Here is a 16755-nt window from a genome sequence, read left to right on the forward strand (position 1 = left end):
TAAAGGTTATTAAATCGTATGACAAAAAAACAGTTCCCCATCCGAATCATCTGGCGATCCAGGATGGGGAACTGTTTTTGCTTATCGCTTACACTACAGGTATTTCAATCGTTACGCTTTCTGATTTCTCAGTGGAAATAATCAGCGTAGCAGTTCCTTTTTCCACACCAGCCCGAACGACGACCTGCATTCGACCGTTGTAAGTCTCATGCATCGAATCGAAATAGTTCTCTTCCGTTCTCGCTCTTCCCGTTCCACTGCCTTGAATGACGGCTGGTCCCTCTATGGCAACTGAAACTTTCCGCTGCACCGCCGTATTAAGGATTCCGCTGGCATCAACAAGTTCAATGTTAACGTAGCAAAGATCGTTTGACCCTGCACGCAGATCTTCGCGCTCCTTGGTCACTTTCAGTTGCGGTGCTCCGGCCGACTTCAGGTTGTAACGTCCGACTTCCTTGCCTCCGATGTAAGCAACAGCTTCAACTTCCCCTGGCTCAAATGTGGTATCCCACTTGCAGTAAAATTTCTTGAAATCGTCTCCAACCGTCTTCCTGCCTTGAGATTTACCATTGATAAATAGTTCTGCTTCCTCAGCATCCGAGTATACCTCAACTACGACTCCTTTGCCCTCCCAACCGGGCCATGTCCAGCTGCTTATGGAATCCGTCCAGCCCCATAGGCTCAATTTTGCATCTCGACCATAGTACTCAGGTTTCTGCACGGCAATGTAGGGCTTGTAACCGCGTCCACCCCACACAATCTCACGCCAATAGGAAATCGGAAGCCGGTGACCCGTAATATCGAAATCCCCGGTCTGGGCGGTAATCCATGGATATGGAGCATAGACAATGATGCCTGGGTCTCCTTCATAACTGACTTTGCCGATGCCAACCTCACCCAGGTAATCCCAAGCGGTCCACGAAAAGTCTCCCAATACAAATCCGTTATTTTTCACAATTTCCCATATATGGTCCAGTGCTGCCGGATGTGACTCTGCGCCAACAAAGGTTTTATTGTTGGACTTCTCGTGTTCAATGAGGTACCGTTCAGGTGAATAATTGTAACCTTCGATGTCTAGCACTCCCAGTGCTTCCTCGATCATGTCTTGAATGATGTTACTTGATGAAAATTGACCCATAAGCGGTCCCATCGCTTGCATAACCTGATTAATCTCACCGCTATCCAGCGAACTGCTTAATTCAGAGAATCCTTGGTCAACTGCGATTTCTTTGATCCTTCCCAAGGTGGTCATGATTGGATTCACGCCATTGGTGATGTAACGGGTGTCATCCAGTGAACGAATCTTCTCAATAATTTTTCGGCCCAGAATGTTACCATGTCGAGAACCAATTTCCGCAAGTTCATTACCGATCGAATACATGATAATACTAGGATGGTTGTAATCCTTGCCAATCATGCGTTCCACGTCCTGTTCCCAATGCTCTATAAACGTTGTGGCGTAGTCATAATCGATTTTGCCGTGCGTCCAACAGTCGGTCAATTCATCCATCACAAGCATACCGTGCTTATCGCAAGCATCCAACAGCGTTCTGCCCATCGGGTGGTGGGCAGCGCGTATTGCATTGTAACCTGCTTCTTTTAGCTTACGAATCCGGCGTTCTTCGGCGTCTTTGAAGGCAGCGGTGCCAATGACTCCGTTATCATGGTGAATGCATCCTCCCTTTAACTTCAACGTCCTACCATTGATGCGCAGGCCATGAACGCTGTCCAGCTGCAGCTTGCGTATACCAAAAGTCGTGATGTCTTCGTCCACAACCTTGTCGTTCAACTTTATGACTGTAGTACAAGTGTACAGATTCGGGTTATCCGTGTCCCAGAGTTTAGGAGACGACAGTGTTATTCTCTGCCAGGCCGATATCTCACCTCGGGATGCTACTGAGAATTTCGTCGCCTCCTCGCTTACTACTTTTTCTTCAGCGTCCTTGATTGTGGTGATTGCATAACCGGTGTGCAGTCCCAGATTCTCATTTTTGATCGCGATCTCAATTTGGAGTACGGCCAGATCCGGTTCTGCATCTACTGTTGTAATCCGAACGCCGTCCATGGCAATATAAATCGGTTCCGCTTTCATTAGTTTGACATTACGGTAAATCCCTGAGCCGGTATACCAACGGCTATTGGGTTGGGAGCCGTTCTTCACCACAAGCTTCACTTCGTTCTCTTGTCCGTAGCGAAGAAAATCGTTGATCTGCACATAGAAATTCGTGTACCCGTAATCATTTTTACCTGCCAGATCACCGTTAACATAAACGAAAGTATTCATGTAAACGCCTTCAAATTCTAGAAAGACAACTTTCCCCTGATCCTCTTTTGGTAAAATGAGTTTCTTGACATACTCATAATTTCCGCCTTGAAAATATGCTCCTCCTGAACCGGCAGGGTTATCTGCGGAGCGCTCCGTCAAGATCATCGCATCATGGGGCAAATCCACATGCTGTAAATTTTTCTTAATACCCTTCGTAGAAGCTTCAATGATGCTTATATTATTTCCAAATGTCCAATCTTTGTTAAAATCCAGCTTTAACACTCGCTTCTCCTCCATTTCAATGAGAAAACTGCATCAAACTTAATTACTAAATCTGAATTTATTATAGGCATCCCCTAGAATAGATTAATATAACGGAAATGAAACTCTGATAGCGCAATTTTAACTATTTCTAGTCAAGCCTCTGCCTTGTGATTTGCTTATCTAGTACTAAGTGTTTTACCGACTTTTGTCACCACAAAAAACACCCTAAGGTGTTTTTCGGTTTAGTCAGATTAATTAAATGAATTAATTTCAGTTTAGAGATCTAGTTTTGACCGATCCTCCAGCGGCAGATACCGCAACTTTGCATCTACCATATTTTTATTTAAGAGAATTTATACCTTCCATCGTTTGTTACTTCAAACTTATTTCTCTTAATTTTGTAAGTAGAAGAAATATAAAGAATATCAGATTTTCAATACCATTGATCCGTCAGCACCAAAGCTTAAAGGTAGCGTCCGGAAACAAAGTATCTGGTGCGCTTTTCAGAAGGAGGTCCTCACTGAAATACTCTGAGCCTACTGCAACCAGATACGTGAGTGCAAGTCCGCCCTTGAACAGCAGAGTGACCATAGCGTACGCTGCTTCTATAGCGAACTCCAAATGTTGTTCTTATTTATGTAAACAGGATTAAAAAACTCCCGAGGACTCGTAGAGAGCGCCTCGGGAGACGGAATTGTGCTTCTAAAGGCATTACGCTGTCTTTGGCTAATAGGTCATTTATTAAATATACTTTGGAGCAACTCAATTTTATATTTTTCACCCGCTTCGTTATTTTCGATATCAGCTACACTAACAGTCTCGCCGTTTTCATCCTTCTTCTCTACTGTATATCCGTGATTAGTATCGAAGTATTTAATATTTGTATAAATGCCTTCCTTCTCCAATATCTTTGCATATCGTTCGCCCTGCAAATGAAGCGGGTCTTGCTTTCCAATAATAAAATAAGCAGGGGGAAGCTTCTTGAGTTCTTCCGCTGAAGCATAGGGAGGAGATACAATTGGGTCATCAGTGGGAACATCAGGAAAGAAGGTATCATGGAGCTGTCCAATAAACCCACTAAAAATTCCTAAATCATCCTCTTTGGGTGCTGTAAAGTCAAGAAAGGGCATTTCAAGGAGTTGCGCAGCAACTTTAATGTTTTCTCTTGAAAGAAGCAGCGCAGCACCGGCAGTAATGTGTCCCCCAGCACTTCCTCCGCTAATGACAATATTGTCAGGTTGAACTTTCAAGGATTCTGCATTTTCCTGCAGCCATTTTACCGTATCAGCCATTTCTTCCTGTTGGTAAGGGAATGGCTCTGTTTGAAGCAATCTGTAGTTAAGATTGACAACGATGCAGTTAGCTGAGTCTGCGATCTTTTTATTAAATTCATCTCCATCGATTGCATCAAAGCTGATCCACGCACCACCATGCGCATAGACAAACACCGGAAGATCTTCCGTACGTCCTTCTGGTTCATACCAGATGGCTTCTACTGGATCCTTACCATCTCGTTCAATAACTATTCTCTTACCCAAAGTATCCTTTTCATTCGCTTCTTTTCTGATTGTAATAGCGTTTTCCCTTATTTTCATAACGCCGAGCTTACTCACTTTCGTTCCGCCTGCGGTATTAAGCCAATAATACGCTAAAGCACCGATGCCCGCGATTGCAATAAACGCGATAAGGATAGCAACTCGGTAACGCTTGAAAAAGCTTTTTTTTTCTGAAGTATGTTCTGGAATTCCATTATTTTCACTCATGTAATAACCTCTCTTATTTTGTGAATTGACGATAACACTTATGCTTAGCTTGCAGTTCATTAACTCTCGCTTCAATCACTTTTAATTCATAGACAATCCTCCTAACCCTTTTAGTTTGATTTTTTCAATAAGGTGTTTCCGTATCTTTGTTCTTTCATATTTTATTAGTGGAACCTAAACTGAAAATAAACTGATGTAAAAGGGTGCAATTGATTCACAACTCATAGGTATAAGTAAGACGCGGAAGGCATAGGGGGATTAAGTCACCCTGACAAAAGGCAGTTCCCTTTTGAATTCAAGATAAAATCAGGATGGGCAACTGCCTCATTCATAAGTTAGCTCTTTAGTTTTAACGTCCATATTCCTTGTCATCTTTGTAAGCGACAGCTTCAAGCGTACCCGTCTATGAGATCCAATGCTACAGGATGCGGTAGCTACTTATTGCCATGTAACTCCGAAAAAATTCTATCGAGCACTCAACCGGACAGGTCCAAGAAGACCACTCGGTTCATGCTGTGCTACCCGGGAACAGAAATCCGTAATCTCTTTTGAAAGCGTATTGGTTACTTCAACAGAAATGGTATTTTCTCCTGATTGAATAAGCTTACTTACGTCAAAACGGTAGGGTGCGCTGATCCGGACACCAGCGGATGTGCCGTTTATGAACACTTCCGCTGTTTCAAATACTTTCCCAAGATCAAGAATAAGTTGTTTTCCGTTAAGCCCATCGTAGTTCAAAAATGTTTCATATCGGAACGTCCCTGAGAAGTCGGGTAGAAGACTAGGTACACTTAGATCGGTCAACTTTTGATGCTCGGCCCATGGGGTAAAGTGAGGATATTGTTCTGAGATTGCTGTCGAGATAGACCACAATGATTCAATGAGAATCTCCTCACCATCTCTTTTCAAGTCCGGCGCTGTCTCGAATAGTTCAAAGCAATCGCTTGATAGCACAACAATCGCCTCAAATGGGGACAGCTCGAGCGAGATTCGGGTAGAATCACCTTCCTGAACACTGCACGTATGGATAACCTTATTGGAATAAGCATCATAGAAGACAAGCGAACCCTTAACCGGTAGAATCACTTCCGTACATATATCCTGAATGGGGTGTTCATTGAAAAACATAAAAACATCCATATCCTGATGCCGTACATGATAGTATCGCAGAAACGGGTAGCTGGCGTCCGTGAGGATATCTGTAAACCCGGAGCTTTTTAACTTTTGTGCCAAATCTTCAAGAGCAACTACTTTTACATGTTTGCATCGTTTTAATTGCTCTACAAGTTCCCCTTTCCCACCCTCGCTCGTTCTTGCTGGTAGCCCGCCCACAAAGAAAACCGGCAAACCTTTCTCCGTTAATTCAATAAACCGCAGCAATACTTCACTCGGAAGTGCTTCACTGTAAGGAACGATTAAACAGTCATAAGTTTCGTTCGCCAACTTCAGTTTTTCGTTTTGAACTGCTGCATCCGTAATGATCGAGTCACACGGCACCACATCGCAGTCAATCTGCGCACGCATCAGTTCCTTTACCGGTTTATGAAAGTACATATATTGTCCTGACCATTCTGCCTCAGCATGGTACAAAACAGCCGCCGATGCGATGTGCAATCCGCCGGTCAGGAGATGGGACATGCGATTAGTATAATAATTTAAATGTTTGTAATAGCGATACTGCGGATTTTTCCCTCGCGCATACATATGCGGAGGACAATCCGGATCAGGGAATTCCTTTGGAGAGAACGCATGGGGGACGAAGTAATTGACCCCACGCACGAGCATGTGGTCAGTCATCCACTTCATCAGCTTCAAACCTTCGGCCCAACCGTAAGCACCAAATACTTCAGCCATGGTTCTGCCTTGCTTTTTCGGATCGAGATGGGCCAGCGATGCCGCCATCTTGGCAAGACCATAGTTGAAGAACTCGTTGTCGGCTTCACCGGCAACCCATGCCGACGGGATTTCATCAAAACCGGGATTAAGCTGCCATAGGACGACATCAAGTCCCGACATGTCCTGCCCGCCCAGCGCTCTGAAAAAATGCCCGCTGCCGACACCCAAACGTGCGTGTGTATTGTTGTCTTCGATTACATGACCAATATATTCGATTTTCCGTTCTCTACACCAATCACCGATTTGGGCGGTGAAGTGTTCGGCATATAACATGCTTACTAAGTTCATATAACAATAGCGGGTCTTCGAAGTTGCCTCCTTGCCGCCATCTTGCCACAGTAAGGGTAAGAGTGTTTTATAGTCAGAACCCAGTTCTTGCTCAAGCAACCTTCCCATCTCAGGGCACCATGGCAAGTCTGCCTTGTCTTGCCCAACGGTAATTTCATAATTGGTAATGATTGCATTCTTCCCACTGTAGAAGCCCGGCTCATCCGAAAAGAACCCTGCAAAGGTATTCCCGAAGTATTCCTGGTAACGTGAGTAAAAGGCTTCATACACGGTATCGATCAAGATTTTGGTTGAATCCTTTACAAGCGGATTCAAGTAATCACGCTTGGAGGGGTCTCCTCCGATGGCATTCTCAAAAACCGTAAATATTCTCCAGTATCCTTCGGGTACATCCCAATACAATCTGCCGTTCACCACCCGTGAAGTCAAATCAATAGCCTCGTCCAATAATTCGCCTGTAACAGAGTTCCGCTGAACCGCAATGATAGTCAGGTTGGACGAGGCGGCTTCATAAAATCCGGGAAGATTGGGAACGGCCACAGCAAATGAGGAGCCGTTCTTCGGTCCTAGAGCATCAATATGAAGTTTGGATAGAAAAACGCGGCGCAATTCTTCCGGCGCATCCTTTAACCGGCCGGCAGCATGACCTGTTGGAAAGTGATCGTCATCGAGAACCCACACCCGCATTCCGCGTGACTTGGCTTCTTCTATGATCACATCCATGTCTCTCCACCAGTTCGGTCCAAGAAAGTCGGGGTGCGGACGTGCTTCTACACAAACCGCACCAATGCCCGATTCGTGAATCCTTGCCATTTCTTCCCGAAGCACCTCTTCGTCTTCCCCATGCTGCCAAAAAAACGGCAAGATATAATTAGCTTCTCTTTCGGATAGAACATCATTTAATTTATGTGGCACTTCAGGATCCTTCCCTTCTGTCTTTAACTCATTTGATTTGAAATCTGATGCAAATAGGTATCCATCTCGTTTTGTTCTTTTTCTGAAAATCGCAGGAGTGCAAGTTTTACTGTTTTACAGACAGAACTTACTTGACAGACAATCTACTGAATTACCTCCCACAAAAATTTCAAATTCTCCTTCTTCAATAACATAGTTCATACTCTTGTCATAGTAGCCCATTGCCTGATAGGGCACTAGAAAGACGACTTCGCTTTCCTCTCCTGCCTGCAATGGAATCTTCGTAAAATCGATCAGCTGCTTTACAGGCCGGACACGCTTCGCCACGATATCGCGAATATAGCATTGAATAATCTCAGTTCCTTCGCGATCTCCGCTATTCCTTACCTTAACGGACACTCTGATTCCTTCCTGCTCTTTTCTCACCTGCAAATCCGAATATACGAATGTTGTATAGCTTAAGCCATATCCGAACGGATAAACCGGCGCAAGCGGTGTGTCTAAATATTTTGAAGTGAATTTACTCTTTCCTCCCGGGCGACCGGTACTAATATGTGCATAGTATACTGGGCATTGCCCGCTGGAATAAGGGAAGGTTGTGGTTAATTTAGCGGATGGATTTTTTATCCCGAACAGTATATTTAGAATGGCATTTCCCGCTTCTACACCCGGATGCCATGCCTCGACAATTGCATGTACGTTGTCCGCTACCCATGGAATTGCCAGAGGCCTTCCATTAAACAGAACGGCAATCACCGGTTTTCCTGTTTCTATTAATCTCTTCAATAAATCGATCTGTTCTGTGGGCAGCTCAATAGAAGCACGGCTGGCCGCCTCACCACTCTGATTTTTGAATTCTCCAATGGCAGCGACATAAACATCGCAATCTTCAGAGATCACTGTATCTTCAGCCATGTAAATAAAGTTAATCCCTTGAGCTTTACAAGCATCGACAAGGCTTACACAGTCTTCCCCGTCTGCCTTGATGGCCCAGGCTCCTGTCATTTCCTCCCGGTTATTGGCCAGCTCACCCACTAAACCGAGTTTTACTCCATTTTTTAAAGGCAGTACATTTTCGTTTTTCAGCAGAACGATGGATTTCTCGGCAGCCTCTCTTGCCAGTGAACGGTAGGCTGGCTTCAATATAGCAGCTTTCTCACGTGCTTCCGAAGTACGGTACGGTCGATCAAATAATCCCAGCTCAAACTTAATCCGCAGGATATTAGCAACAGCTCGATCCAACACTTGTTCTTCCACGTCACCGTTAGCAATCAGTTCGGCCAGCGTTTCGCTGTAAGCATTCGAGGTCATATCCATGTCAAGTCCGGCTTCAATGGCCTGCTTAGCTGCATCTGCTAGGTTCTCTGCAATTCCATGAGTGACACATTCTGCAATAGCATTCGCATCGCTAATGGTCATTCCGTCAAATCCCCAATTACCTCGAAGAATATCCGTAAGGAGCCATGAATTCACCGTGCATGGCATTCCATTAATATCATTAAAAGCGGGCATGACCGCTCTTGCTCCGGCTTTGATACAAGCCTCGAATGGCGGAAGATATTCTTCGAATAAACGCTGCATCGACATATCCACCCGGTTGTAATCTTTCCCCGCCTCCGCTGCACCATAACCGGTAAAATGTTTAACGCAGGCTACCATCGCCTCTTCCTTTGTCAAATCATCCCCTTGAAATCCTTTTACTTTTGCAGCACCGTAAATGGATGACAGTAAAACATCTTCTCCTGCCCCTTCACTGATACGGCCCCATCTGGCATCCTTTGCTACATCCACCATTGGAGCGAATGTCATATGGACACCGCCGGCCGTCGCTTCTTCTGCCGAGACCCTTGCTGTTTTTTTCCATAATTCAGGCTCCCACGCGCAGCTTTCTGCAAGCGGAATTGGTGTTACGGTGCGATACCCATGAATCACATCGTATCCGAACAAAAGTGGAATACCTAGACGCGTTTCAGTTACAGCTATTTTTTGCAGCTCATTAGCCTTTTTCGCATCATTTAGTCCATTATAAGAACCGATTTTACCTGCTCTTAAGTCTTCCTCATGAAAATCCTGTTTAGCTGTACTCATCATGTTCTGGAAATCAGCTTTGCTGATTCTTCCGTCAAACACCATATTCACCACTTCTTCAAAACTTACATCGAATGCTCCTACCAAAGAGGGGCCACACTGTTGAAGTTGCCCAACCTTTTCTTCTATGGTCATTTTAAGTAATAAGGATTGAATTTCATCTTCATAATTCTTCTTCAATTTGATTCCTCCGGAAAATATAAATTGAGTTTAGCTACCGGTCATTACTACATATACATTGAATTTTTCAGATTATTTATAAATAAAGACCATGCGTCCGTTTCCATCGCTTCCAGTACTGCTGATTTCTTTTTTTTCTTCATATGAACTTTGGCCCTCCCATTCCTGAATGTACTTACTCCTTCACAGCACCAATGACGATACCTTTTGCAAAGAATTTTTGGAGGAATGGATAGATCAGCAAGATCGGCAAAGCTCCGATGAAGATTTGTGCAGAATTCAGGGACACGGCATTGAATTTCGCGGCCTCTTCTGCATTCTTGATATCAATATTCGGCATGGATATGGCAGCTTTCAAAAACGTACTCAGCGGCACGTTCTCCGGCTTCATATAGATTTGACCGGATAACCATTCATTCCATTCCCCTACTACGGTGAACAGACCCACGGTCGCCATGACGGGCAGCGATAAGGGCACTATCACTCTCAGATACACTTTCCAGTGCCCGGCACCGTCGATAAAAGCGGCTTCTTCCAGCTCTTTCGGCAATGCCTTGAAAAAATTCATAATCAGGATGATGTTAAAGACATTGACCATCGTCGGCAGGATCAACGCCCATATCGAGTTATACAGACCGATTTTGGTCACTACCAAATACGTCGGGATCATTCCCCCGTTAAACAGCAAGGCTACAATAAAAAATCCGACAAACCATCTGTAACCTGCAATCCCGTTTCGTCCTCCGCCTTTGGAGAGCACATAGGCTGCCATACTGGTCACCAGCAGTCCCAGCGTGACACTTAACAAGGTCCGCTCTACCGAGATCCAGAGGGAACGAAGTAACTGGGTATCTTCCAGTGCCTTGCTGTAGCAACCCAAGTTAAAACCAATCGGCCAGAACGTCACTTTATTGGCGGATACGGCTGCACTGGAACTTAAAGATACAGACAACACATGCAGAAAGGGCAGGATGCACATCACGGCCAGCATGATCATGACCAGATTGTTGATGAGTTGAAATGTACTGAATTTGGCTGTTGTACGCATAGGTCCACTCCTTAGAAAATCTTGTAACCTGCAACTTTGTAAGCGATCCGGTATCCCACTAGAATCAGGATCAGACCCACCACGGACTTGAATAATCCGATGGCTGTACCGAAACTGTAGTTCCCACCGATCAAGCCAATGCGGTACACAAAGGTATCGATGATATCGCCGCTTTCGTAGACCAGCGGATTGTACAAGTTGAAGATCTGGTCAAAGCCTGCATTGAGCACGCCGCCCAGAGAGATCGTCAGCATGACACAGATGGTGGGGATCAGACTTGGGAGGGTGATATTCAACATTTGTTTCAGTTTGCCCGCTCCGTCGATTTGAGCGGCTTCATATAGAGCTGGATTAATGCCCACCAGAGCCGCCAGATAAATGATGGACCCGTAGCCGAATTCTTTCCATGCGTCCGTCAATAGCACAATGGGCACAAACCAGTGGTTGCTCCCCAGGAAGAACACAGGCTCCTGCCCCAAGGCTTTGAGCAGCTGGTTCACCAATCCATACTCCGGATTCAGCAGCTGGATGAAAATGCCCCCGAGCACCACCCAGGAAATGAAGTGAGGCAGAAACACAAAGGTCTGAACCGATGTGCGCAGAAATTTATGTTTCACTTCATTGATCAATAGCGCAAACCCAAGCGTACTGATCATGCCGATGACTAATTTGAGGAACGAAATTTTCAGTGTGTTCCAAATAACTTGGATGCTGTCGGGATACTCAAATAAAAACTTGAATTGGTCTAACCCGACCCAGGGAGATTTGGAGATCCCCAGATAAGGCTTATAATCCTGAAAGGCCATTAAGAGGCCACTCATGGGTACATAGACAAAAATCGCCGTCAGTACCACCGCAGGCAGGATCATCAAATATAATCCCCAACTACCTTTTGTTCTGGATAATTTCATTTTTTTTGCCGGTACAGCAGTATTCATGCCCATGATCTAAATCCTCCCAGCTGATTCTTATAATCCATGTTCATTTTCATTATAATTTCTGCCATTTCGGCTTGATATAAAGCAATGCAAATACCAATAACGCATTCTAAATATTGAATATGCAGAATGCTATTTAAAGGAGTAGCAGGCTCTAATCTGCGCCAATGACGCTATCTTTTAAAATCATAAAATTGCAATTTAAAACAGAATGAACAACAAAAGCTGACGTCGACTATGTGTCAGCGTCAGCCATAAAGGTTATTCCTGCTTTTTAACTTAATCCATTACGTTGAAGTAGATTTCTGCATTTTCAATTGATTTAGCATGGAATGCTTCAGCCTCTTCTGGATCATCATCTAAACCATGAATTGATTTAGGGAACGTGAATAAATCATTTTGGATAGATTTCTTATCTAGATGTTCTTTTAGAATTTTCCCATGTTTTGGATTTACTGCGGTATCTCTCTTAGAGTACCCCATCACCGTTGGGACTCCACCATACGTTTCTACGTAATACACTGGCGACATGGCTTGTATATGTTTTTCCTTTTCTTCTTCTGTCAGCTCCGGATTATTTGCTGCACCGGTCAATTTTAGTGTAATCCCTGAACCCATCAATGCTGCATGCGCCTCGTGATCCTCCCAGTCTTTATCTCCTCCGAAAGCTGAAAAATGCATATCTACTGGACCTACCAGATTTACTACAAATTTTACTGGCAAAATCTCTTCTGTTTCAAAATACGGCATATCTGTTCCTCTTGAGTATGCATAAAGCAGAGCAAGATTTCCTCCAGCTGATCCACCGTACGTAGCCATTTGAGTTATATTCCAATTATTTTCGTCAGATAGTGCTTTTAACTTTTTAACACTATTGTGAATATCATTCAACATATCAAAAACTGTCGTCTCTGTTTTTTGAGTTTCGGGATTAATGTAGGTATTATGCATATTAATGGCAATGGATATATATCCTTTGGAAGCATACATCCGAGCAGTACTCTGCGTGGATTCTTTCCCTCCAGATACCCATCCACCACCATAAAGAAGGAGGAACGCTCCATTTTTCTTACTCGTATCCAAATTATCAGGTATATACACATCCATTTGATTTCGTATATCTGACGGATTAGAACCATACGAAACATTCCTCATCACAGTATAAGCAGCTTCGTTCTCATCCGAAGGAATATCTCCTACTTGTCCGGAAGAAAAAAATACTTCATTAGCCAATATGGATTGTCTATATATTGAGTCAACTTCCATATTGTAGACATATGTCGATCCATCCCCTATATCGATGAGCCCTTTTTCATGATCAACCGAGTAGTCCAGCACCTTATTGGCCGTTTGTTTCATCATGTATTTGAACACGTCATTTTCTGCCAACGCATGATAAACTTTATCGGTAATTTTATGAGCAACTCTTACTTTTCCATTGGGATAGAACGTTAAACTGGCAATTTCATAAACCTCATATACTTTCTGAATATTATCTAATGTCTCTTTGCTGTTATCTGATAAAGATTTATAAAGACTAATTGCTAAACCTCCCAGTTCAACTGACTGGTTCATATCAAGCGTTTTAGAAAATGCTTCTGCAAAAAATCTATCTTCATTTACAGTAAACAGATTTTTTCTCATCTTCTTTTGGATGTATCCGTAATCCGATACATCCTCCCCCCTTGTCTAATTTTTGTAAAAGCAGATGTTCTTGCAACGATACGATAACTTATCTGGAGGACTCCCCGATTGTTGCTTCTTAATTTCTATAAAAAGCGAGGTTACCGTATCCAAGCCCATCTTATTCGAAAAGTATTCCGTTCTTATATCATAGATCTGAAGCATATTGGCTCCTCTCGATTACTCATGTGTTGATTTCGTCAAGAACCTTATGAATCGCTTGATAAGGATCTTCTTTCCAGCCCGATTCTTCATCGAATAGCATGGTCTTTTTGTCTTCTACGGTAAATGCCGGCCAATCCAACTTTTCTGTTGCCGGGGAACCGGTACGGGCGAAGGAGGCCAAGGCGTGCGCCATTGACTTTGAAAGTCTTTCGGCTTCTTTATGATAGACGGCACGGAAAATCAACGGTAAATCAGCTGTGTGCCAAGCGCAAGCCAGCGCCCCCATTCCTGGCATCGGAGAATCATAGGTCGTCATATAATGCCAAACCGGCGCAACCTTTTGCTCTGCCTTAGCCATGGCATTCTTATAAGCACCGCCACCAAGGAAATGACACATGGAAATAATTTGTACCAAGATTTTCCATGGTTGTTTCCGGTCTTCACATGCATCGCGAAAGGTTCGAATCACCGCATCCACATTATCTTCCGACAGGCCTTTTATCCTTTGAACCTCAGCAAAGCTCTGCTTAAGCAACTCTATTCTTACCTCTTCCCAGGTCATCATGGGATCCCTTACTTCCATAGCCAGTTCTTCCTCGGAAGCACCCACCAGAAGCGGCACTTCCGCTGAACAATCAAATGTTTGATAAACGCGATCCGGATTGAAGGGAATGTGTACACCGTCGGGTGTTGGATAAAACGGAGTGCTTTCTTCCTGCACCAATCTCATTCCGCGAATGGTACCTATCAAGGTTTCTGCCGGTACTTCCAGAAGCTTTCGCCAATTCTTTTTAGCAATGCCAAGCTGCTTCAACACCTTCAGCGTTTCAGCCGTACCCTGTTCTTTTGTTTTGGCTCCGATCTGAATCGATCCGCTAACGATGATTGCCTTTGAGTAAAGCCCTTTGGCAGCAGGCATCGACATCAGATGCCCGATTTTTATTCCGCCACCGGATTCGCCGATCAATGTAACATTTGACGGGTCGCCACTGAACTTTTCGATATTACTTCGTATCCACTGCAGGGCCATAACCAAGTCTAGCTGTCCTGCTATTCCGGACTCCGCGTATTCCTCATCAAATTCTCCAAGATACAATCCTCCGAACAGATTCAATCTATGATTAACTGTCACGATAATGATATCTTCCTCGTCCGCCAATCGGTCGCAGATTGCCGCCGTTACCGCTCCCGAGCCGGACATATAACCGCCACCATGAATATACACCATAACTGGCCGTTTTCTCTCATCAATTCCGGGAGTTACCACGTTGAGAACCAAGCAGTTCTCATCGCAATATTCTTCACGCTTGTCATAAGGAGTCCCGCCGGAAAAGTGTTTACCGTATTCCAACAGCACTTGTCTCACTGCATCAGGCAACGTATCCAGCGAGTTCTGTTCCTGCATTGCGATCGGACCAAACCGGGTACAGTCTCGTATTCCGTCCCACCTCGTAGCTGGTCGCGGTGCTTTAAAACGGTACTCTCCATCACAGCGATCACCGTAAGGAATTCCTAAAAAAACGCCGTTTCCATTTCGATTAAACCCCATGATTTTTCCGGTATTAATCTCTATGACCGGGTTAACTTCAGTTACCTGTGACCAACTTTGTTCTACAGGTTTCATATCCTATATCCTCCTGTCATTTGCTGAGAATAACCTTCGTATAGAAACCGAATCGTTTTTCTTTGAACTGTCAATTCAGGTACTTAAGAGCAGGTTTTGGCAAATTGCTGATGATATGTTTCTCTTTACTATAATGAGCGAGCTGATTGGGATCACCCGATTTGTATACAGCCATGCTCGGATAGGCATATACAGGTCTCTCATACTCGTATTCATCCAAAATAAAGCCGTTCACTATCGAACCATCTTTGAAGGCAACAGGCAGCAACCGTTCCGGAGCGATTCCTTCTTCGACCCAAGCAGAAAGCGCAGTTAGCGCATCATGTTCTCTATCCTTGGGCGTTGCCCGGATTCCGATTCCAATATCCTGAACACCTGGACCATCGAAGACATGGGCAAGCCCCGGGATGATGAAATACCGGAAGAACGATTGTGTATTTTCTAGGCCGTTCTGTGCTTCGATCACCCGCTCGTAGTACTGCAGGGAGTCCGTGTACGGGATAATCGGATCGGCCGTGCCGTGAAGCATGATAATTTTTCCGCCCGCGTTCTTATAATCCTGCAAGTCTGCGCTATTTGCATTTAGAATTGGGGCCAACTGTTCGTCAACAAAATCCACATCGCGATTAAAATCAAACTTCGCGAAGTCATAGTCTTTGCCAAAAATCCAGCGGAATAGGTAAAGAAAACCTTTAGCAAACTCATCCTTATCACTTTGAGCGGAAAGGCCCAAAGGAAAACGCTCACTGCCCGGTACAACAACCGGAGCAAAAATCCGTTCTCCCGTTACAGGGTTTACAGGACCGTTATAGATGATTTGCATTGCACGGATCTGTTCATCATTCAATAGCTTACCGTCTTTAAAAATATCCGTATTAACGGTTATCCGATCAGGCTGTGCAAAAAAATGGTCTCCTGGAATGCATCCGCCTTCAGCGCCGTAATGCACAAGGATTTGCTCCGTAACAGTTGCAGCCTGTTGTTCGTCAAACCCTGCATCCGGATTCTGCGTTAGGGCAAGCCAATTCCATATGAAAGCAATGTGTAAATGGGTACGATTATTGGCTGGTGCCATCACTAGAATCCCATTGTAATCTTCAGGATACCGTTGTGCCTCCATTAATCCTTGCTGACCACCAGTGGAGCCTCCTGTAAAGTAAGAAAATTTAGGCGCTCTGCCGTAAAATGCTTGAATGATTTCCTTTGCAACAACGGTCATAAGGTGCGTTGCCCGGTAACCGAAGTCAACCCACCTTTCCGGCTTACCGATAAGCATGTCCGGGTCCGGGGCGGTTCCCATATCTGTATTGGCTGTAGCATATCCTCGACGGATTCCATTAATCAAAGACAATCGGTTCATGGTGCCTGCGTGGCCCCCGTTTCCAGTCCCCAAGAAGTTACTGTTCCAATTGGTGAGCGGCATCCATACTTCGATCAGAATATTCGATTCGCCTTCCGGACTCATTCGTACGCAGACGCGACAGTGCTCCGGAAGCGGTTCCAATGGAAAGCCCAGACCAAAATCAGGCACGCCAGCTGTCACAAACTCGATTTGCGTAATTTCTCCATTTGTAATTTTCAGGGATTTCAGTTTTCCTCTTGCCTCATCTTCAGTACACATGTTGGTGCCCCTTTCG

9 protein-coding genes are annotated in these 16755 nt (G+C 44.5%); all 9 read right to left on the reverse strand.

Annotated elements, in window-relative coordinates:
• Nucleotides 1-88: 88 nt before the first annotated feature.
• Nucleotides 89-2548, reverse strand: coding sequence for a glycoside hydrolase family 2 TIM barrel-domain containing protein (locus AB3N00_RS24615; protein ID WP_413036919.1), 2460 nt, complete (start codon nt 2546-2548; stop codon nt 89-91).
• Nucleotides 2549-3264: 716 nt separating this feature from the next.
• A complete protein-coding gene (locus AB3N00_RS24620) occupies nt 3265-4293 on the reverse strand; it encodes an alpha/beta hydrolase (protein ID WP_413036920.1) in 1029 nt (342 codons plus the stop codon).
• Nucleotides 4294-4758: 465 nt separating this feature from the next.
• Complete coding sequence (locus AB3N00_RS24625; protein WP_413036921.1) at nt 4759-7392, reverse strand: glycosylhydrolase-like jelly roll fold domain-containing protein; 2634 nt, start codon at nt 7390-7392, stop codon at nt 4759-4761.
• A 114-nt stretch (nt 7393-7506) separates the two neighbouring features.
• A complete protein-coding gene (locus AB3N00_RS24630; protein WP_413036922.1) occupies nt 7507-9660 on the reverse strand; it encodes a glycoside hydrolase family 3 N-terminal domain-containing protein in 2154 nt (717 codons plus the stop codon).
• A gap of 175 nt (nt 9661-9835) precedes the next feature.
• Nucleotides 9836-10708: a carbohydrate ABC transporter permease gene (locus tag AB3N00_RS24635; RefSeq protein WP_413036923.1), complete on the reverse strand. Its 873-nt coding sequence runs from the start codon at nt 10706-10708 to the stop codon at nt 9836-9838.
• Between the two features lie 11 nt (nt 10709-10719).
• Nucleotides 10720-11652, reverse strand: a complete 933-nt coding sequence (locus AB3N00_RS24640; RefSeq protein WP_249912586.1) for an ABC transporter permease — start codon at nt 11650-11652, stop codon at nt 10720-10722.
• Between the two features lie 273 nt (nt 11653-11925).
• Nucleotides 11926-13290 carry a hypothetical protein gene (locus tag AB3N00_RS24645; protein ID WP_413036924.1) on the reverse strand — a complete coding sequence of 455 codons (1365 nt, stop codon included), beginning with the start codon at nt 13288-13290 and terminating at the stop codon, nt 11926-11928.
• Nucleotides 13291-13513: 223 nt separating this feature from the next.
• On the reverse strand, nt 13514-15118 hold the full coding sequence (locus tag AB3N00_RS24650; RefSeq protein WP_413036925.1) for a carboxylesterase/lipase family protein: 1605 nt from the start codon (nt 15116-15118) through the stop codon (nt 13514-13516).
• 70 nt (nt 15119-15188) lie between these two features.
• Nucleotides 15189-16739, reverse strand: a complete 1551-nt coding sequence (locus AB3N00_RS24655) for a tannase/feruloyl esterase family alpha/beta hydrolase (protein WP_413036926.1) — start codon at nt 16737-16739, stop codon at nt 15189-15191.
• Nucleotides 16740-16755: the final 16 nt, after the last annotated feature.

The organism is Paenibacillus xylanilyticus (genome assembly GCF_047246825.1).
Classification (GTDB): Bacteria; Bacillota; Bacilli; order Paenibacillales; family Paenibacillaceae; genus Paenibacillus; species Paenibacillus xylanilyticus_B.